Raw genomic sequence first — 20,399 nt, forward strand, 5'->3', positions numbered from 1 at the left:
TCATGCCTCATATACCCCCTGAGGCGAGACGACTTACTCGATACAGTTAAGGTGACTAGCGGGTTATTTACGAGCCGTTTCGTCCGGGATAGTAAGCCGCTGCCCTGGTAACGGTATCCAACTCCTCCAACCGCTCCATCAACGTAGCCTCCGGCGCCACCCGCCACTCGTCGGATAACCGGAACGCCCCCCGCCCCAATTCACTCTGCACCTCGACAATCACCGGCAACCCCTCCACCTCGCGGAACGGCTCGATAATATCCAGCATCCGCTCGGTCGCCTCGATGCCGCAGTCGGGGGTGAGCGCGATCGTGACGCACTGTGCGAAGCGCGCCCGCGCCTCGCCGAGGGTATAGAGCCGCTTGTGACGGATGCGCAGGTTGCCATTGAAGGAATCGAAGGAGACGTCGCCTTCGACGATCACCAGCTGGTCACGGGCGACCCGGTCGGCCAGCACCTCGATGTCGTCGCCCACCAGCCGCATCTCGCCGCGGCCGCGACCATCGTCGAGGGTGATGAACAGCTGCTTGTCACCGCTCTGGGTGCGCATGGTGCGCTCGGCGACGCACAGCCCGGCCACCACCGCCGGCGTGCCGCGGACGAAGCCGCCACCGGCTGCCGCCGCGGCGGACTCGGCCTTGTCGGTGAGGGTATCGAGACGGCCGGTGATGAAGCGGGTCAGTTCGTCGAGGTACTGGTTGATCGGGTGGCCGGTCAGGTACAGCCCGAGCATGTTCTTCTCGAGGCGCAGGCGCTCGTCGTCGGACCATTCGGGCAGCGGCTTGATCGGGCTGGCGACCGCCGTCTCCGGCTCGTCCATGCCACCGAACAGGTCGCTCATGCCAGCCTCGGCGGCGGTGGCGACCTGGCTGGCCGCCTTCATCGCCTCGGGGATGTGGGCGTGCAATGCCGCGCGTGACGGGCCCAGCTCGTCCAGGGCCCCGGCGCAGACCATCGCTTCGAGCACGCGCTTGTTGAGCGTGCCGGCACCGACGCGCTGGCAGAACTCGTTCATGTCGGCGAACGGGCCGTTCTCGGCGCGCTCCTCGACGATGCGCTGGATGACGCCCTCGCCCACCCCGCGGATCGCGCCGAGGCCGTAGACGATCTCGCGCTCGCCGCCGGCGGTGAAGCGGTAGGCGCAGCGCTGCACCGACGGCGGCACCACGTCGAGCTCCATGCGCCGGCACTCCTCGATCAGACCGACCACCTTGTCGGTGTTGTCCATGTCCGCGGACAGGACGGCGGCCATGAAGTACGCCGGGTAGTGGGCCTTGAGCCAGGCCGTCTGGTAGGCGACCAGCGCGTAGGCGGCCGAGTGCGACTTGTTGAAGCCGTAGCCGGCGAACTTCTCCACCAAGTCGAAGATGTAGCCCGCCTCGTCGACGTCCACCCCCTTCTCCTTGGCGCCGTCGAGGAAGATCTGGCGCTGCTTGGCCATCTCCTCGACCTTCTTCTTGCCCATCGCCCGGCGCAGCAGGTCCGCGCCGCCCAGGGTGTAGCCGGCCAGGATCTGCGCGATCTGCATGACCTGCTCCTGGTAGACGATCACCCCGTAGGTGGGTTTCAACACCTCCTCGAGCCACGGGTGGAGGTACTCGACCTGCTGCTCGCCCTTCTTGCGCAGGATGAAGTCGTCGACCATGCCCGAGTCGAGCGGACCCGGGCGGAACAGGGCCACCAGGGCGATGATTTCCTCGAAGTTGTCCGGCTGGAGCTTCTTGATCAGGCCTTTCATGCCCTTGGATTCGAGCTGGAACACCGCGGTGGTCTCGCAGCGTTTCAGGAGCTCGAAACTCTTGGGGTCGTCCATCGGGATGGCCGAGATGTCGATCGGCTCCTCGCCCGCCTTCTCGCGCGTGGCGTTGATGGCCTTGAGCGCCCAGTCGATGATGGTGAGGTTCCGGAGGCCCAGGAAGTCGAACTTGACCAGCCCCACGGCCTCGACGTCGTCCTTGTCGAGCTGCGAGGCCGGCGAGGCGTGGTTCGCCTCGCAGAACATCGGCGTGAAGTCGGTAAGCTTGGAGGGCGCGATCAGGACACCACCGGCGTGCTTGCCCACCGAGCGCGGCAGGCCCTGCAGGGCACGGCCCATGTCGATGATGGCCTGAACTTCCTCGTCGCGGTCGTAGAAGTCCTTGAGATCGGCCGAGTAGCGCTCCGGCTCCTTCTGACTCTTCTCGGTGCGCCCGAGGGCATCGTCGAGCGAGACGTCCATGCCCGGCTTGAACGGGATCAGCTTGGCGATGCGGTCGACGAAGCCGTAGGGGTAGCCCAGCACCCGGCCGACATCGCGCACCACCGCCTTGGCGGCCATGGTGCCGTGGGTGGCGATCTGCGAGACGGCGTCGCGGCCGTACTGCTCGGCGACGTAGTCGATCACCCGGTCGCGGCCTTCCATGCAGAAGTCGATATCGAAGTCGGGCATCGAGACCCGTTCGGGGTTGAGGAACCGCTCGAACAGCAGGTCGTAGGCCATCGGGTCGATGTCGGTGATCAGCAATGCCCATGCGACGATCGAGCCGGCGCCCGAGCCCCGCCCCGGCCCGACCGGGATGTCCTGACGCTTGGCCCACTGGATGAAGTCCGCGACGATCAGGAAGTAGCCGGGGAAGCCCATCTGGATGATGACGTCCAGCTCGCGCTCGAGGCGTTCGCGGTAGGTCTGATGATCGGTTTCCGGCACCCGCTCGAGACGCCCTTCCAGCCCCTGCTTGGAGAGCTCACGCAGGTAGTCGGATTCCGACTGCCCTGCGGGGGTCGGGAAGTTGGGCAGGAAGTTCTCGCCCAGCTTCAGCGTGACGTTGCAGCGCTCGGCGATGGCGAGGCTGTTGTCGATCGCCTCGGGGATGTCGGCGAACAACTCGCGCATCTCGTTCGCCGTTCGCAGGTACTGGCGATCGGAGTAGTCGCGCGGGCGGCGCGGGTCCTCGAGCGTGCGGCCCTGGTTGATGCAGACGCGCACCTCGTGGGCGTCGAAGTCCGTCTGGTCGAGAAAGCGCACGTCGTTGCTGGCAACGACCGGCAGATCCTTCGCGATGGCCAGATCCACCGCCGACTCGATGAACGCGCCCTCGTTGACGCGGTTGGTGCGCGTGAGCTCGAGATACAGCCGGTCGGGGAAGCGCTGCGTCCAGAATGCGAGCGCCTCGTCGACCACGTGATCGAGCCCGTGGACCAGCCCGCGGCCGAGATCGCTGTCCACGCCGATCAGCGCGATCAGCCCGTCGGTCTTCTCGGGCGTGAGCCAGTCGCGGTTCAGGCAGGGCTTGTCGTCGTGCTGGCCCTCGCAGTAGGCCTGCGAGAGCAGTTCGGTGAGATGCAGGAAGCCGGCGTCGTTCTGCGCGAGCAGCACCACGCGCAACGGCGGGGTCTGGGCGTTCTCGTAGACGAAGCAGTCGGCGCCGAAGATCGGCTTGATGCCGGCACCAAGGGCGGCCTTGTAGAACTTCACCATCGCGAACAGGTTGCCCTGGTCGGTCAGGGCGATGGCGGGCATGCCGCGTTCCTTGGCCTGCTTGACGGCGTCCTTGACGCGCAGGGTGCCGTCGATCAGCGAGTACTCGCTGTGCACGTGGAGGTGGACGAAGCTCATTTGCCCTCCAGCATGGCGAGTGTCTCGGCTTCCATGTCCTTGAGATCCTGCATCTCGCCGTCGGTGAAGCCGGCGGCCTTGCGGCCGACCTCGTCGTAGGGGCCGCGGATACGCCCGCTCATGTACTGCTGCAACAGCTCGCGGAAGGTCGCGCGCGGGTCGACGCCGCGCTGCTCGCAGGCATAGCGGAACCAGCGCGTGCCGATGTGGACGTGCTCGATTTCCTCGGTGTAGATGACATCGAGGATCTCGATCAGCGGCTCGTCGTCGTACTGGGCGAGCTTGCGCTGGATGCCGGGGGTGACGTCCAGCCCGCGGGCCTCGAGCACGCGCGGGATCAGCGCCATGCGCACCAGCACGTCATGCTCGGTGCCGTGCACAGTCTCCCACAGGCTCGCGTGCGCCGGGAACGCGCCGTACTGGTAGCCGCGCTCACGCAGGTAGGCGTCCAGCAACTCGAAGTGCTTGGCCTCGTCGCGCGCCACCGACAGCCAGTCGCGGTAGAAATCCGCCGGCATGGCATCGAAGCGGTAGCAGGCATCCAGGCCGATGTTCATGGCGTTGAACTCGATGTGCGCGAAGGAATGCGCCATCGATGCCCGGCCCTCGGGCGTGGCCGGGCCGCGCTTGGGCACGTCGCGCGGGGCGACCAGCTCGGGGCGCGACGGGCGGCCCGGATCGGGTATTGGTTCGACCGAGGACGGCGGCAGTGGCACCTGATCATCCGGCATGGCCATCGACTCGTCGTACAGGGCGCGCACGGCATCGGCCTTGGTGGCCGGGTCGTTGTCGCGCAGGGCCCGGCCGGCGCGCTCGCGAAGCGTGTCGGTCATGCCTGCCCTCCCCGCTTGGCGGCCCGCTGGGCAAGGAATGCGCGCAGGTCATCCTCGAGTTCGCGGTAGCGGGCGATCGCCGCGCGGCCGGTCTCGGTGACCGTGGCGTGCCCGCCGCCCGCACCGCCGACCTCCTTGGCCACGTAGGGCTCGTCCTCGAGCTGGTTGACCTCCTGGATCAGCGACCAGGCGCGCTTGTAGCTCATGCCGAGGGTGCGGGCGGCGTGGCTGATCGAACCGAGTTCGTCGATCGCCTCCATCAGGCGCACCTTGCCCACGCCGAGATAGTGCTCGCCGGCCTCGTCGATCAGCCACAGCCGGGCGTGAATCCCCGGTGCGTAGGCCTGGCCGGGAAGTCGATTCTGGCGGGATTTCTTGGGCATGCGCGATCGATCCGTGACGGGGCGTATGGGGGACTATCTCTGCGCGACATGATACCCGAGCGAGTCGCCCGGGTGGCAACCGGAACCGGAGGGGTTCAGGGCGGCTGCCTCAGCCGCGCCGGGTGTCGAGTGCGTCGCGGGTGGCCTCGCCGACGAAGATCAGGAGCACCAGCGTGCCGACCAGGACGAAGAAGGTCGAGACCGACAGCCACCAGGCATCGATGTTCGCCTTGCCCTGCGAGAGCAGTTCGCCCAGCGACGGGGTGCTCGGCGGCACGCCCAGACCCAGAAAGTCGAGACTGGTCAACGCCAGCACCGCCCCGGAAATGCGAAACGGCAGGAAGGTGATCACCGGCGTCATCGCATTGGGCATCAAGTGGCGGAACATCAGCCGCGGGCCGGAGACCCCCAGCGCACGGGCGGCCCGGACGTAGTCGAGGTTGCGGCCCTTGAGGAACTCGGCGCGGACGTAGTCCGACAGCCCCATCCAGCCGAACAGGGCCAGCAGCGCGAGCAACAGCCCGATCGACGGCTCGAAGATCGAGGCGAAGATGATCAGCAGATACAACTCCGGCAACGCCGACCAGACCTCGATGAAGCGCTGGAACACCAAGTCGGTCTTGCCGCCGAGATAGCCCTGCACCGCGCCTGCCAGCACGCCGATGGCCGTGCCGATCACCGTCAGGGCGAGCGCGAACAGCACCGAGATGCGGAAGCCGTAGATCAGCCGGGCGGCGACGTCGCGGCCGCGGTCGTCGGTACCCAGCAGGTGGCGGCTGTTGGGCGCGGCCGGATTGGGCGCCTCGTTGTAGTAGTCGATGGTATCGAAGGAGAACGGGATCGGCGCGCGCAGGGCCCAGCCGTTGCGGTCGATCAGTTCGATCACGTGCGGGTCGGTGTAATCCGCCGAGGTGGCGAAGTCGCCGCCGAAACGCGTCTCGGGGTAGTCGTTCCACAGCGGAAAGAGCAGCTCGCCCTGGTACTGGACCAGCAGCGGGCGGTCGTTGGCGATCAGCTCGGCACCTAGGCTGAGGACGAACAGCGCCAGGAACACCCACAGGCTGATCCAGCCGCGGCGGTGGCGGCGAAAGCGCTTCCAGGCACGCGAGGCCGTCGAGATCTGCGTCTCGGCACCACTGCCCTTGGCGACCGCGGATTCGGCTCCGGCATCGACAATACTCACAGGCACCTCGCAAAAACGTCACGAGCCGCCCGAGTGCAAGGAGCCGCACAGCGAGCGACGAGACATATCGAACGGATAGGCGAGGAGCAAGCGAGCACGCGACGCCGCAATCGGGTGGCGCAGTAGTTTTTGCGTGGTGCCGTCATTAGCGCACCGCCTCGAAGTGTATGCGTGGATCAACCCAGACGTAGACCAGGTCGGAGAGCAGCTTGCCGAACAGGCCGATCAGGCTGAAGACGTACAGCGTGCCGAGCACAACCGGGTAGTCGCGCTGCAGCACGGCGTTGTAGGACAACAGCCCCAGCCCGTCGAGCGAGAAGATGGTCTCGATCAGCAGGCTGCCGGTGAAGAACGCGCCGATGAACGCCGCCGGAAAGCCGGTGATGATCGGGATCAGCGCGTTGCGGAAGACATGGCGGTAGAGCACCGTGCGCTCGGCCAGCCCCTTGGCGCGGGCGGTCAGCACGTACTGCTTTCGTATCTCCTCGAGGAAGCTGTTCTTGGTCAGCATGGTCATCACGGCGAAGTTGCCCACCACCATCGCGGTGATCGGCAGTGCCAGGTGCCAGAAATAGTCGACGATCTTCCCCATCAACGAGAGCTGTTCGAAGTTGTCCGAGGTCAGCCCGCGCAGCGGGAACCACTGCACGAAGCTGCCGCCGCCGAACAGCACCAGCAATACGAGACCCAGCACGAAACCGGGAATCGCGTAGCCGACCAGGATCACGGTCGAGGTGATCGAGTCGAACTTGGTGCCATCACGCACCGCCTTGGCCACCCCGAGCGGGATGGAGACAAGATAGGTGAGTAGGAAGGTCCACACCCCGAGACTGATCGACACCGGCAGCTTCTCGACGATCAGCTCGCCTACCGAGCGCTGGTAGAAGTACGACTCGCCGAGATCAAAGGTGAGGTAGTTACCGAGCATGTCGCCGAAGCGCTTCCAGGCCGGCTGGTCGAAGCCGTAGAACTCGCGGAACTGCTCGATCTGCTCCTCGCCCAGGCCCTGTTCGCCGCGGTAGAGCCCGCCGGTGAACTGGCCGCCCGATTCGGCCGCCGCGCCCTGCGTGCCCCCTTTCAGCTGCATCATCAGCTGTTCGACCGGCCCGCCGGGAACGAACTGGATCACGGCGAACGAGATCAGGAGGATGCCGAACAGCGTCGGTATCATCAGCGCCAGGCGCTTGGCGATATAGGCGCCCATCTAGTCGCCGCCTCCCGGCGTCTCGGCGGGCTTCTCCGGCGGGCGCGATTCCTGCGCCTCGCCCTCGCAATTCTCGACGCAGACCACCCGGCGCTCGACCTGCCCGCCGCAACCGACGTAGCACTGGTCGAATGTGTCCTGGCAGCCGCAGTCGGCGTTGCATTCCTCGTTGATGATCTGTTCGCGGATGCCGGCACGCCCAGGTGCCACCGGCGGCACAGGCGGATCTTCGAAGTACGGGTGGTCTATGTACCAGAACGGATCGGGGTAGCTACGGAAGAACGGCGCGCGGTGAGCGCTGAAACTCAACCGGCGGTCGAGCTGGTAGAACTTGCGTTCGCGCATGTAGACCTGGCGCTCGGACTCGTACTGCCGCAGGGCCTGGTCGAAAGCGGCATCCACCGTCGGCTGGATGTTCGCGATGCACGACTCGCGCTGCGACTGGCAGTCGGCCTGACAGGCTTTCTGCTCGGTCTGGCAGCCCTGTATGCAGCTCTTGCCTTCCTCGCCGGTCGGCGGCACGTAGCGCACCTCGGTGGCATAACGCGGGCCTGCACAGCCGGCCAGCAGAACGGCCGCTGCAAGCATGAAGGCCGAGCCGGCCGTGATCGATCGGATCGGGATTCTCATCACGCCTTCCCTCCGTCAAGGCTGCTCACATCGTTGATTACCGGGCCGGGCTGTGCCTCGGCATGGGTCTCCCACCAGCTCTGCATGACCCACTCGGCGGCGCTGAAATAGCGCGGCAACGGCTCGTCGTGGTAGCCGAAGCGATTCCACCACGCCATCCGGTGGGCACCGATGTACCAGTTGGGCACCAGGTACTCGTTCCACATCAGGACACGATCGAGCGCACGGCAGGCGATCACCAGCGCCTCGCGATCCTTGGCGTAGATCACCTCGTCGATCATCGCGTCGACGGCCGGGTGCTCGATGCCGCAGTAATTGCGCGAGCCGTCGCGGCTAGCCGCGGCGCTGTCGAAGAACTCGCGCAGCTCGTTGCCCGGCGACTGCGACTGACCGTAGGCAACCACCGTCATGTCGAACTGGAAGCGGTTCATGCGCCGCTGGTACAGCGCCACGTCGATGGTGCGGTAGGAGACGTCGATCCCCAACCGGCGCAGATTGTAGGCGAAGGGAGCGACGATACGCTCGAAGCCGCGCTGGGCCAGCATGATCTCGAAGCGAAACGGCTCACCGCGCTCGTTGCGCAGCCAGCCGTCGACCACCTCCCAGCCGGCCTCGGCCAGCAAGGTCTGCGCCGCGACCAGGTTGCCACGCTGCACATCGGGGTCGGCAGCAAACGGCACCACGTGAGGCTCGTCGAACAGATCGGCCGGCAACTGGTCACGAAACGGTTCGAGCAGCTCTCGCTCTCGCCCTTCCGGGATCCCGGTGGCCGCCATCTCGCTGTTGGAGAAGTAGCTCTCGCAGCGGCTGTACTGGCCGTAGAACAGGTGCACGTTCGACCAGTGGAAATCGAAGGCCAGGTTAAGCGCCCGACGCACGCGCCGGTCCGCGAACAGCGGCCGGCGCGTGTTCATGGCGAAGCCCTGCATGCCGGCATTGTTGTGATGCGGGATCTCGCGGCGGCGGATGCGCCCCTCGGCGAAGGGCTTGCCCTCGTAGGCGCGCGCCCAGCGCTTGGAATTGGTTTCGTGGAAGACGTCGAACTCGCCGGCCTTGAACGCCTCGAGCGCAACGGTCTCGTCCTTGTAGTACTTGAAACCCAGGGTACGGAAGTTGTGCATGCCCTGGTTCACGCCGAGGTCGCGCGCCCAGTAGTCGTCGCGGCGGCGATAGCGAATATCGCGGCCGAAATTGATCGCCTCGATCATGTACGGCCCGCTGCCCGGCAGCGGCGTCCGCGAGTACTCGGCGAAATCCACCTCGGCCAGCGCATCGCGCGAGAACACCGGCAGCTCGCCGATGATCATGTGCAGCTCGGGATTGACGCGGCGGAAATCGAAGCGGACATGCAGGGAATCGACCGCCTCGGCGCTGGCAACGTCGGCCCAGTAGTAGCGATAGCGGGGGTGGGCCGATTCGCCCACCAGGGTCTCGAAGCTGAACACCACGTCATGCGCGGTGACTGGTCGGCCGTCGACGAAGCGGGCATCGGCGTTGACGCGGAAGGTGGCCGAGAGCCCATCCTCGGCCAGCTCCAGCCGGTCGGCCAGCAGGCCATAGACCGAGAACGGTTCGTCCCAGGAACGCACCACCAGCGTGTCGAACAGCAGGCTGTTGGTGCCGGTGGCGGACAGCCCCTTCAGGACGAAGGGATTGAGCGAATCGAAGGTGCCGAATACCGACAGGGTCAGCGACCCCTCGCGCGGCGCGTCGGCGTTGACGTACTCGAAATGCGGCATATCCGCCGGGTAGCCCGGGTCGTACCCCAGGCCCTCGGCGAAGCCGGCCGCCTGAGCCAGCCCCGGCCATGCGCCGGTTGCGGCCATTCCGCCGATGCCGGCCATGCGGCGCAGGAACAGGCGCCGATCCGGCGAGAGGAGGTTCTGCCCTGCCCCGACGGAGTTCGACTCGGGACCGGACGGCGGGCAATGCCCGGTTTTGGGATGCTTGTTGCTCATCAGGCGAATACAATACGGTGAAAATCGGACACAGACCAAGCATCGTCCGGTGGTTTTCACCGCCGGAAAAGATGCGGCCGTCGCCATCTTTTGGAACACAGGAGAGACCCATGGGATTCCTATCCGGCAAGCGTGCCCTGATCACCGGCATCGCCAACAACCGCTCGATCGCCTACGGCATCGCCGAGGCCATGCACCGCGAAGGCGCCGAACTCGCCTTCACCTACCTCAACGAGCGCTTCAAGCCGAAGGTCGAGAAGGCCACCAAGGATCTGGGTTCGAACATCTACCTGCCGTTCGACGCTACCGATGACGAGCAGGTCGACAACCTGTTCCCGGCGCTGGCCGAGCACTGGCCGGAAGGCGTCGACATCGTCATCCATGCCATGGCGTTCGCCCCGCGCGAAGCGCTCGACGGCGATTTCCTCGACGGCATGTCCCGCGAGGCCTTCGCTCAGGCGCACGACGTCTCGGCCTACTCGCTCGCCGCGCTGGCCAAGGCCGGCGAGAAACACATCCGCGACGAGGGCGCGCTGCTAACCCTGAGCTACCTCGGCGCCGAGCGCGTGATGAAAAACTACAACGTCATGGGCGTCGCCAAGGCCTCGCTGGAAGCGACCGTCCGCTACCTCGCCGGCTCGCGCCTGGGCGAGCGCGGCATCCGGGTCAACGCGATCTCCGCCGGCCCAATCAAGACGCTGGCCGCCTCCGGCATCGGTGACTTCAAGGGCTTCCTCGACTACGTCGCCACCAACGCGCCGCTGCGTCGCAACGTGACCATCGAGCAGGTCGGCAACACCGCCGCCTTCCTCTGCTCGGATCTGGCCTCGGGCGTGACCGGCGAGAACGTGCATGTCGACTCGGGCTACTTCATCACCGGCATGGGCCGCTGCGAGGACTGACCTTCGCCCCCCAACCGACGAGAGTCACGCAGGGCGCCTTCGGGCGCCCTTTTTTTGGTGCATCGACAACGCACCGATTGATAAAGCGTGAATACCGCGGCGAGAAAAGTTTAATTGGTATTACACCGAACGCAGCGCCACCATCCGGGTCAATGGATGCATCAGCTTTTCAGAACATTCTGGAGGAGATCGGAAATGGATACCGGCCTGCGCAAGATCTTTCACTTCGGCGAGCGCGTTGACGAGTACCCCGTTCGGGTAATCAACGAACGTGAGGCGCGGGCAGCAGCCGGCCTGCTCGCCCTGTTTGCAGGCTTCGCCTTCGCCCAAGGCTTCCTCACGGGCAACTTCATGTGGGAACGGCTGCTGATCCTCGCCTTCACGGTGGAGTTCGGCCTTCGGGTGCTGGTCAACCCGCAGTTCGCACCGTTCATGATCATGGGCCGCCTGATCACGCGGAACCAGGAAGTGGAATACGTGGGCGCCCCGCAGAAGCGCGTCGCCTGGGGGATCGGCCTGCTGATCGCGGCCTTCATGATCTGGGTGGTCTTCATCGAGGCGAACACGGGGCTGATGAACCTGATCGGCTGCTCGGCCTGTCTGTTCTTCCTCGCCTTCGAGGCCGCCTTCGGCATCTGCCTGGGTTGCGTGACCTACAACCTCCTGACCGGCCAGAAGGCCCAGCTCTGCCCGGGCGGCGCCTGCAAGATCAAGCAGCTCGAACCGATCCAGCGGGTCAAGTGGTGGCAGGTGCTGCTGGTAGTCGGCTTCCTCGCGCTGCTGTGGGCCATTCCCGAGTACAACCTCTGGAACATCCAGGACAACGTCGAGGTGACCGACCGGAACTTCGACGAGATCGACCTCGACAGCCTCTCCTACTGACGACGAGACCGTCGGAAAACAAAAAAGCCCGCCGTCTGGCGGGCTTTTTTTACGCTGTGCGGTGCGCGCTCGGAACGGTCAACTCCGCTCGCCGGCGGTGTCCTCTGCAGCCTCGGCTTCGTCCGGGCGGGTATCCATCAGCACGCGCTCCTCGCCGCGCAGCCGGGCCACGACCACCGCACCGGTGGCATCACTGTAGACGTTCACCGAGGTGCGCAGCATGTCGAGCAGTCGGTCGACCACCAGCAGCAGCCCCATCGCCTCCAGCGGCAGACCGAGTACGCCTAGGATCAGGGCGATGGCCACCAGGCTCGCCGAGGGCACGGCGGCCACCCCGATGGAGGTGACCAGCGCCAGCACCACGATCAGCACCTGCATCGAAAGCGACAGGTCGACGCCGTACGCCTGGGCGATGAACAGGACCGCTGCGCATTCGTACAGCGCCGTACCGTCCATGTTGATGGTGGCCCCCAAGGGCAGGACGAACGAGGAGGTCTCGCGGGACACACGGGCCCGCTGCGTCAGGGCATTGAGGGTGACCGGCAGCGTGCCTGCCGAGGAACTGGTGGAGAAAGCCACCAGCAACGCCGGCCAGATCGCCTGGACGAATCGGATCGGCGAGCGGCGCGCCACCAGCCAGATCACCAGCGGCAGGACCACCACCGCGTGGATCGCCAGACCGATCACCACCGCCATGAAGAAGTCCAGCATCGGCAACAGCACCGACAGGCCGCTCTCGGCAATCACGCCGGCCACCAGGGCAAAGACACCGATCGGCGCGACCCGCATCACCCAGTGCGTGATCTGGATCATCACGTCCTGCACGCCGGCCCAGAAGTCCTTGACCACCTGCTGCTTGGGCGAGGTCACGCGCGTAAGCGCGATGCCGAACAGGATGGCGAAGAAGATCAGACCGAGCATCTGCGCCTCGGCACCGGCCGCGACGATATTCGCCGGCACCATGTCACGCAGGATGTTGAAGAACTCGGACAGCTCCTTGCCCTCCAGCCGGCCGCTCACCTCGTCGCCGATCGGCGGCAGGGCCACCGTCTCGGACAGCGGCTGGCCGTCGGACACACCCGGCAACAGGGTATTCATCACCAGCAACGCCGTGGTCACGGCCAGGGTCGTGGAGAACAGGTAGTAGATCGCGGTGCGTCCGGCCAGCGCGCCGACGCCGCCGGCGCTCCCGATACTGGCCACCCCGGAAATGATCGACGCGACGATTAGCGGCACGATCAGCATCTTGAGCGCGTCGAGGAACAGTCCCCCGACGAACGCGTAGATGCTGCCCAGGGGAATCCCGGCCGCCTCGGTGCCGAACAGTGCGCCCATGATGAAGGCGGCGATCAGGGCGGTGACGATCTGCCAGTGCAAGGCCATGACTCAACTCCGTCTTGTCCGCCACCGAAGTGGCGGGTCGGGTCGGCGGTCGTCAGTCGTCGAGAGCGTCTTCGCGGATCTCAACCTCGGACTCGGCGCGCAGCGAGCGCATGAACGCCTCGATCAGGCGGTTGGCCTGGTTGTTCTGCAGCTGGCGCGCCAGCTGTGACCGCGTTTCGGCGTCGAGCTCGGCCGGCTGGCCGGCCTTGACTCCCATCAGGGCCACCACGGCCTTGTCGCCGCCCTTGAGGGTGGTGGACGCCGTGGCGATTTCACCCTCGCCCGGCGGCGTCAGGGCGAAGCCGGCGGTCAGGGCAGCGGCGGGCATGTCCTCACCGGCGTCGCGGCGCTCGTACCAGGCGGGAGCCAGCCAGGATGCAGCGGCCGACTCCTCGGCCAGGGCAGCCGGATCGGAGCCCTTGGCCAATGCCTCCTGGAGGGCGTCGGCCCGCTCGGCCAGCGTGGTCTCCAGCGTCTCGGCACGCCACTGAGCGGCGACTTCGTCGCGCACGGCCTCGAACGGTCGGGCCTCGGCGTCCCGATGCGCTTCGACACGCACCACCACGGCGTGGCTGTTGTCCAGTTCGATCAGCTCGCTGTTGAAGCGCTCGCCGACCACCGCCTCGTCGAAAGCAGCGGCACGCACCGCCGGGTACTGGCCGATGCCCTTGCCTTTTTCACGACTGATCCAGTCACTGGTCTCGACGGACAGGGAGAGGGCCTCGGCGGCCGGGACGAGGCTGTCGGGTTGCTCGTAGCTGGTGCTTGCCAGGGTCTCGGCCGCGTCGTAGTAGGCGCTTTCCGCCTGATCGCGACGCAGGTCGGCGAGCAGGTCATCGCGCACGGCCTCGAGCGGTGCTACCTCGGCCTCACCGACCTCGTACACCTGAATCAGGTGCCAGCCGAACCGGGTGCGAACGGGCTCGCTTACGGCGCCCTCCTCGAGATCCGCGACGGCCTGGTAGAACGATTCAGAGATATCGCCCTCCTCGACGCGACCCAGGTCGCCACCGCGGTCGCTGGTGCTCGCATCGTCGGACAGCTCGGCGGCCTTGTCCTCGAAGCTCGCCTCACCATCGGCGATTGCCTGACGGGCATTCTCGAGGCGCTCGCGGGCCGACTCGATCGTCTCGGCATCGGCGTCGCCCGGCACCTGGATCAGGATATGACGCGCCTTGCGCACAGCCTCGCCCGCCTCGCGGGCTTTGAAGTCCTCATAGGCGGACTGCAGTGCCGCCTCGCTGATCTCCTGCTCGGCTGCCAGCGTCTCGGGGGTGATCTCGACGTAGGACAGGCGCACCTGTTCCGGGCGCTGGAAATCCGCCTCGTGCTCCTCGTAGTAGGCACGCAGGGTGGCCTCGTCGGCCGGGTCGATCGCATCGGCCACCGCATCGCGGTCGATACGCATCAGGCCGAGACGGCGCGACTGGTCGCGCAGTGCCACCAGCTGCTGCACTTCGGGGTCGGTGACGAAGGCGCTGCCGACCAGCGCGTTGTCGAGGGTGTTGAACAGCAGATCACGACGGACGTCGCTCTCGAACTGATCGACCGTCATGCCCTGCTGGGCCAGACGGCGCTGGTAGACCTCGCGATCGAACTGCCCGTTGGTCTGGAACGCGGAGATGTCGCGGATCGTCGCGGCCACCAGCTGATCGGGGACGACGTAGCCCTGCTCGCGAACGAAGGTCACCAGCAGCCGCTCGTTGATCATCTGGTCGAGCACCTGGCGCTTGAGCCCCATCTGCTCGATCATCTCGGCAGTGATCTGACGGTTGCTCTGCGCGATCAGCTGCTGGCGGCGATCGCTGAAGGCCTGGTCCAGTTCACGAGCGGTAATCTCGTTGCCGTCGACCACGGCGACCGGCTGCTCCTTGCCGCCACCGAGGTATTCGCCCACGCCCCACAGCGCGAACGGAATGCTGATCAAACCAACGATTACATAAGCCAGCCAGCCGCGAATCTTCTCGCGGATATCCATCAACATGTCTGCGTCACTCCCGTCTCGGGTCTGTTCTGTGTGGGGCGTTGCCCGCGGTCGGCCCATCGGCACCGCGAATCGTGGGGCATGATAGCAGGGCCGAGCTCAGGGCCCATGCGCGCCCTGCCCTCCTAGCCGACAACAGGCAAAAGAGAGGGGCAAAAAGAAAGGGGCGTCTCCGCCCCTTCTCGTTGGATGCGCGGCCGGCGAACCGGCCTGCACCCGCAATTTCTCTGTGACTGGTCGTTTAGTTGACCGCGTCCTTGAGGCCCTTGCCCGCCTTGAAGGACGGCAACTTGGATGCCTTGATGTTGATCGTCTCACCGGTGCGCGGGTTGCGGCCAGTGCGGGCCTCGCGCTCGCGGACCAGGAACGTGCCAAAGCCAACCAGCGTGACTTGGTCACCCTTCTTCAGCGCACCACCAACAGCATCGATGAAACCATCCAGGGCACTCGCGGCCGCCGACTTGGAAATACCAGCGTTCTCGGCCATCGCATCGATCAGTTCAGATTTGTTCATACCTTGTCATCCCTTGGTGAAAAAAGTGTCTGTTCGGGTCCCGGCTCAACGCGCGTCCCCGCCAGGGCGCCGCGCAGCTGGCCACCGCACGGAAACAGCGAAAACAGTTATACAAGTGCGACCTTCGGCGTGTCAACACGCAAATCGCCCGCGCAAAGCGCTTTCTGGCGGGGACGGTTGGCATAACCAACAATTTTCGCCCCGATCAGTGCGCCAGATTCTTGCCTTTGCCGCCGCGCTTCTTCTTCTCGATCAGACCGACATCGCCCGACGGCGTGGTCTCGTTTGGCATCGGCATGCGGATCAGGGCCGCCTCGAGAACCTGGTCGATCCAGCGCACCGGACGGATGTCGAGCTTCTTCTTGATCTGGTCGGGAATCTCGGCCAAATCCTTGCGGTTCTGCTCGGGGATCAGCACCGTCTCGATCCCGCCACGCTGGGCCGCGAGCAGCTTTTCCTTCAGCCCGCCGATAGGCAGAACCTCGCCGCGCAGGGTGATCTCGCCGGTCATGCCGACCGACGCCTTGACCGGAATCCCGGTCAGCGCCGAGACGATCGCGGTGCACATCGCGCCACCCGCTGACGGACCGTCCTTGGGCGTCGCCCCTTCCGGCACGTGCACGTGGATGTCGGTCTTCTGGTTGAAGTCCGGATCGATGCCCAGGGCATCGGCACGGGCACGCACAACGGTCAGGGCCGCCTGGATGGATTCCTGCATCACCTCGCCGAGCTTGCCGGTGTACTTGAGGTTGCCCTTGCCCGGCACGGTAGTCGCCTCGATGGTCAGCAGGTCGCCGCCCACCTCGGTCCAGGCCAGGCCGGTAACCTGCCCGATCTGGTCGGTTTCCTCGGCGCGACCGAAGTCGAAGCGCTGCACGCCCAGGTACTTGTCGAGGTTCTTTGGCGTGACCGAGACGCCCGACTTGTCCTTGGCGGTGATCAGCTCACGCACCACCTTGCGGCAGATCTTCGCCAGCTCGCGCTCGAGATTGCGCACGCCCGCCTCGCGGGTGTAGTGGCGGATGATGTCGCGGATGGCGTTGTCGCTCACCTTGAGCTCGCCGTCCTTCAGGCCGTTGGCCTTGATCTGCTTGGGCAGCAGGTAGCGCTTGGCGATCTCGGTCTTCTCGTCCTCGGTGTAGCCGGCGATGCGGATGGTCTCCATCCGGTCGAGCAGCGGCCCGGGGATGTTGTAGCTGTTCGCCGTGCAGACGAACATCACCTCGGACAGGTCGATGTCGACGTCCATGTAGTGGTCGGCGAACGCCTTGTTCTGCTCGGGGTCGAGTACCTCGAGCATCGCCGCCGCCGGATCACCACGGAAGTCCGAGGCCATCTTGTCGACCTCGTCCAGGAGGATCAGCGGGTTCTTGGTGCCGACCTTGGACAGTGCCTGCACGATCCGGCCGGGCAAGGCGCCGACGTAGGTACGACGGTGGCCGCGGATCTCCGCATCGTCACGCACGCCACCCAGGGCAATACGGCCGAACTTGCGGTTGGTCGCCTTGGCGATCGACTTGCCCAGCGAGGTCTTGCCGACGCCCGGCGGGCCGACCAGGCAGAGGATCGGACCGGCCATCTTGCGCACGCGGGTCTGGACCGCGAGGTACTCGATGATCCGCTCCTTGACCTTCTCCAGGCCGAAGTGATCCGCCTCGAGCACCGCCTCGGCGGCCTCGAGATCGTGCTTGATGCGCGTGCGCTTCTTCCACGGCACCGCGACCATCCAGTCGAGGTAGCTGCGCACCACCGACGCCTCGGCGGACATCGGCGACATCATCTTGAGCTTGTTGAGTTCGGAGCGGGCCTTCTCGCGCGCTTCCTTGGTCATGCCCGCCTTTTCGATCTTGTTCTCGAGATCGTCCAACTCGTTGCCACCGTCCTCGAGCTCGCCTAGCTCCTTCTGGATGGCCTTCATCTGCTCGTTGAGGTAGTACTCGCGCTGGCTCTTCTCCATCTGCTGCTTCACGCGCCCGCGGATGCGGCGCTCGACCTGCAGCGTGTCGATCTCGGACTCGATCAGCATCATCAACCGCTCGATGCGCTGGTGCAGGTCGATGGTCTCGAGGATGGCCTGCTTTTCCTCCAGGCCAAGCGCCATGTGCGCGGCGATCGTATCGGCCAGGCGCGAGACGTCGTCGATGCCTGACAGCGAGGTCAGCACCTCCGGCGGGGTCTTCTTGTTGAGCTTGACGTAGCTCTCGAACTGGTTGAGCAGCGCGCGCGCCTCCAGCTCGACCTCGCGCTCCTCGAGGCCCGCCGTGGACTCGATCGAGTGGACCTCGGCGGTCAGGTGGCCGTCGAGTTCATGAACGCGGTCCAGCTCGACACGCTCAATGCCTTCGACCAGCACCTTGATGGTGCCGTCGGGCAGCTTGTGGAGTTGCAGAATCGAGGCAAGCGTACCCACGCCGTGCAGGTCCTGGATGCCCGGATCGTCCTTCTCGGCATCCTTCTGCGCCACCAGCAGCAGTTGCTTGCTGCCCTTGACCGCCTCGTCCAGTGCGGCGACCGACTTTGGCCGGCCGACGAACAGCGGGATCACCATGTGCGGGTAGACCACGACGTCGCGCAACGGCAGGACGTCGACCTGGCGCGGCGAGCCCGGGATGACTTCGGATGTTTGTTCGTTGTGACTCATATGTCGGTATACCTGTAGCGCCTTCGTGGCGAGTATGCGGTGTGTCGGCGGCCGCTGAATCGCGGTGGCCGGAAGATCGGGGTTTCCCCTGACGTATGTCCTGAGAATAGCTTTTCAACCACCCCCTGTCAGGCACGCCGCGACGATCGGAAGACAAAAAAACACCCCGGCCGGGGCCGGGGTGTCCGATCGTCGGAGTTGGCGCGACAGTCGCGGTTCAGCGATCCGACGACGCCTTGTCGTGTGTGCTGTCTTCCTTCCCCTCGTCCGCCGTGGCCGCGGCGTCACGGCCATTGCCGTAGACGATGTACGGCTCGGACTCGTCGCGGACCACCGCGCCGTCGACGACGACCTTGTCGACGTTGTTGAGCGACGGCACCTCGTACATGGTGTCGAGCAGGATGTGCTCCATGATCGTCCGCAGACCACGCGCGCCGGTGCGGCGGCGGATGGCCTTCTTGGCGATCTCGCGCAGCGCATCCTCGCGGAATTCGATCTCGACATCCTCCATGTCGAACAGCCGCTCGTACTGCTTGGTCAGCGCGTTCTTCGGCTCGGTCAGGATGCGAATCAGGGCATCCTCGTCAAGCTCGGTCAGCGTCGCGATGACCGGCAGACGGCCGATGAACTCGGGGATCAGGCCGAAGCGGGTGAGATCCTCGGACTCGATCTGCGCCATCAGCTCGTCAGTGGCCTTCCGGTCGAGCTCCGACTTCACCTCGGCGGCAAAGCCGATACCGCCTTTCTCGACCCGCTGACGGATGATGCTCTCCAGCCCCGCGAACGCACCACCACAGATGAACAGCATGTTGCTAGTATCGATCTGGACGAATTCCTGCTGCGGGTGCTTGCGCCCGCCCTGAGGCGGGACCGAGGCGGTAGTGCCCTCGATCATCTTCAGCAGCGCCTGCTGCACGCCCTCGCCGGAGACATCGCGCGTGATCGACGGGTTCTCCGACTTGCGGGTGATCTTGTCGATCTCGTCGATGTAGATGATGCCGTGCTGAGCCTTCTCGACGTCGTAGTCGCAGCGCTGCAGCAGCTTCTGCAGGATGTTCTCGACGTCCTCGCCAACGTAGCCCGCCTCGGTAAGCGTGGTGGCATCCGCGATGGTGAACGGCACATCCAGCACCCGCGCGAGCGTCTGCGCCAGCAGGGTCTTGCCCGAACCGGTCGGACCGATCAGCAGGATGTTGGACTTCGACAGCTCGACGTCGTCCTCTTCCGCTTCGCGACGACGCTCGCCGAACAGGTTCAGGCGCTTGTAGTGGTTGTAGACCGCCACGGCGAGCGCGCGCTTGGCCTGCATCTGACCGATGACGTACTCGTCGAGCGCCTCGACCAGCTCCTGCGGCGTCGGCAGGCGCTCCGGACCACCTTCAGCCTCGCTCTCCACCTCTTCACGCAGAATGTCGTTGCAGAGCTCGACGCACTCATCGCAAATGTAGATGTTCGGACCGGCGATAAGCTTCTTCACCTCGTCCTGGCTCTTGCCACAGAACGAGCAGATCAGATCCTGCGTATCTTTCGTGTTCTCAGCCATAGCTGTGTTTCGTCGAACCTCTTGGGTCGGGCCTCGCCGCTGTTGCGGGCGTGGCCGTTCGGCCGAATGGCGTCACCGACCACCAAGGCGCGGCCGGTGTGCGCAGGCAGTTAGTCCGCCTTGCCGGCCTTCTGGCGGCTGGTGAGCACCTTGTCAACCAGATTGTAGTCACAAGCCTCGTCGGCCGTCATGAAGTTGTCACGATCGGTATCGCGCTCGAGCTGCTCGAGGCTCTGACCGGTGTGATGCGACAGGATGCCGTTGAGGCGCTCGCGCAGCTTGATGATCTCCTCGGCGTGGATCTTGATGTCCGAGGCCTGACCCTGGAAGCCGCCCAGCGGCTGGTGGATCATGATGCGCGAGTTCGGCAGGGCGTAGCGCTTGCCTTCCGCCCCGCCGGCCAGCAGGAACGAGCCCATGCTGGCCGCCTGGCCGATGCACAGGGTCGACACGTCCGGCTTGATGAACTGCATGGTGTCGTAGATCGCCATGCCGGCGGTCACCACGCCACCCGGCGAGTTGATGTAGAGGTGAATGTCCTTGTCCGGATTCTCGGACTCGAGGAACAGCATCTGGGCCACGATCAGGTTCGCCATGTGGTCCTCGATCGGGCCGATGACGAAGATCACCCGCTCCTTGAGCAGACGCGAGTAGATGTCGTAGGCACGCTCGCCGCGGGAGCTCTGTTCGACGACCATCGGCACGAGCGCGTTCATCTCCGCCTGGCCGCCGTTGTGGCTTTCAAACGCCTCTTTCATTCGTCA

The 20,399-nt window shown here is 65.5% G+C and carries 15 protein-coding genes; 2 read left to right on the forward strand and 13 right to left on the reverse strand.

Annotation, left to right across the window (positions count from 1 at the left end; translation table 11 throughout):
- Positions 1 to 67 precede the first annotated feature (67 nt).
- The 7 genes from dnaE to LV476_RS05035 all read right to left on the reverse strand — a co-directional run bounded on the left by dnaE (position 68) and on the right by LV476_RS05035 (position 9,786).
- On the reverse strand, positions 68 to 3,595 hold the full coding sequence (gene dnaE / locus LV476_RS05005; RefSeq protein ID WP_250074037.1) for a DNA polymerase III subunit alpha: 3,528 nt from the start codon (positions 3,593 to 3,595) through the stop codon (positions 68 to 70).
- The gene (locus LV476_RS05010; protein WP_250074039.1) at positions 3,592 to 4,428 is read right to left on the reverse strand and encodes a ferritin-like domain-containing protein; all 837 of its coding nucleotides are present in this window, start codon (positions 4,426 to 4,428) and stop codon (positions 3,592 to 3,594) included. The genes dnaE and LV476_RS05010 overlap by 4 nt, the downstream gene beginning before the upstream one ends.
- Positions 4,425 to 4,811 carry a winged helix-turn-helix domain-containing protein gene (locus tag LV476_RS05015; RefSeq protein ID WP_250074041.1) on the reverse strand — a complete coding sequence of 129 codons (387 nt, stop codon included), beginning with the start codon at positions 4,809 to 4,811 and terminating at the stop codon, positions 4,425 to 4,427. Before LV476_RS05015 ends, LV476_RS05010 begins: the two co-directional genes overlap by 4 nt.
- A 109-nt stretch (positions 4,812 to 4,920) precedes the next feature.
- The gene (locus LV476_RS05020; RefSeq protein WP_250074043.1) at positions 4,921 to 5,994 is read right to left on the reverse strand and encodes an ABC transporter permease; all 1,074 of its coding nucleotides are present in this window, start codon (positions 5,992 to 5,994) and stop codon (positions 4,921 to 4,923) included.
- Positions 5,995 to 6,139: 145 nt separating this feature from the next.
- The gene (locus LV476_RS05025; RefSeq protein ID WP_250074045.1) at positions 6,140 to 7,198 is read right to left on the reverse strand and encodes a microcin C ABC transporter permease YejB; all 1,059 of its coding nucleotides are present in this window, start codon (positions 7,196 to 7,198) and stop codon (positions 6,140 to 6,142) included.
- Positions 7,199 to 7,828: a hypothetical protein gene (locus tag LV476_RS05030; protein WP_250074047.1), complete on the reverse strand. Its 630-nt coding sequence runs from the start codon at positions 7,826 to 7,828 to the stop codon at positions 7,199 to 7,201.
- Positions 7,828 to 9,786 carry an extracellular solute-binding protein gene (locus tag LV476_RS05035; protein WP_250074049.1) on the reverse strand — a complete coding sequence of 653 codons (1,959 nt, stop codon included), beginning with the start codon at positions 9,784 to 9,786 and terminating at the stop codon, positions 7,828 to 7,830. Before LV476_RS05035 ends, LV476_RS05030 begins: the two co-directional genes overlap by 1 nt.
- A gap of 110 nt (positions 9,787 to 9,896) precedes the next feature.
- Between LV476_RS05035 and LV476_RS05040 the strand changes: the two genes are divergently transcribed.
- A complete protein-coding gene (locus tag LV476_RS05040) occupies positions 9,897 to 10,688 on the forward strand; it encodes an enoyl-ACP reductase FabI (RefSeq protein ID WP_250074050.1) in 792 nt (263 codons plus the stop codon).
- A 195-nt stretch (positions 10,689 to 10,883) separates the two neighbouring features.
- Positions 10,884 to 11,570 carry a DUF4395 domain-containing protein gene (locus LV476_RS05045; protein ID WP_250074053.1) on the forward strand — a complete coding sequence of 229 codons (687 nt, stop codon included), beginning with the start codon at positions 10,884 to 10,886 and terminating at the stop codon, positions 11,568 to 11,570.
- A 78-nt stretch (positions 11,571 to 11,648) separates the two neighbouring features.
- On the opposite strand, the gene LV476_RS05050 is transcribed toward LV476_RS05045, so the two are convergent.
- The 6 genes from LV476_RS05050 to clpP all read right to left on the reverse strand — a co-directional run bounded on the left by LV476_RS05050 (position 11,649) and on the right by clpP (position 20,393).
- A complete protein-coding gene (locus tag LV476_RS05050) occupies positions 11,649 to 12,953 on the reverse strand; it encodes a dicarboxylate/amino acid:cation symporter (protein ID WP_250074055.1) in 1,305 nt (434 codons plus the stop codon).
- Positions 12,954 to 13,005: 52 nt separating this feature from the next.
- The gene (locus LV476_RS05055; RefSeq protein ID WP_250074057.1) at positions 13,006 to 14,937 is read right to left on the reverse strand and encodes a SurA N-terminal domain-containing protein; all 1,932 of its coding nucleotides are present in this window, start codon (positions 14,935 to 14,937) and stop codon (positions 13,006 to 13,008) included.
- Between the two features lie 241 nt (positions 14,938 to 15,178).
- Positions 15,179 to 15,451, reverse strand: a complete 273-nt coding sequence (locus LV476_RS05060; protein WP_250074059.1) for an HU family DNA-binding protein — start codon at positions 15,449 to 15,451, stop codon at positions 15,179 to 15,181.
- Between the two features lie 205 nt (positions 15,452 to 15,656).
- The gene (lon, locus tag LV476_RS05065; protein WP_250074062.1) at positions 15,657 to 18,092 is read right to left on the reverse strand and encodes an endopeptidase La; all 2,436 of its coding nucleotides are present in this window, start codon (positions 18,090 to 18,092) and stop codon (positions 15,657 to 15,659) included.
- A 217-nt stretch (positions 18,093 to 18,309) separates the two neighbouring features.
- The gene (clpX, locus tag LV476_RS05070) at positions 18,310 to 19,635 is read right to left on the reverse strand and encodes an ATP-dependent Clp protease ATP-binding subunit ClpX (RefSeq protein WP_250074064.1); all 1,326 of its coding nucleotides are present in this window, start codon (positions 19,633 to 19,635) and stop codon (positions 18,310 to 18,312) included.
- A 110-nt stretch (positions 19,636 to 19,745) separates the two neighbouring features.
- The gene (gene clpP, locus LV476_RS05075) at positions 19,746 to 20,393 is read right to left on the reverse strand and encodes an ATP-dependent Clp endopeptidase proteolytic subunit ClpP (RefSeq protein WP_284047411.1); all 648 of its coding nucleotides are present in this window, start codon (positions 20,391 to 20,393) and stop codon (positions 19,746 to 19,748) included.
- Positions 20,394 to 20,399: the final 6 nt, after the last annotated feature.

This window comes from Guyparkeria hydrothermalis (assembly GCF_023555385.1).
Lineage (GTDB): Bacteria > Pseudomonadota > Gammaproteobacteria > Halothiobacillales > Halothiobacillaceae > Guyparkeria > Guyparkeria hydrothermalis_A.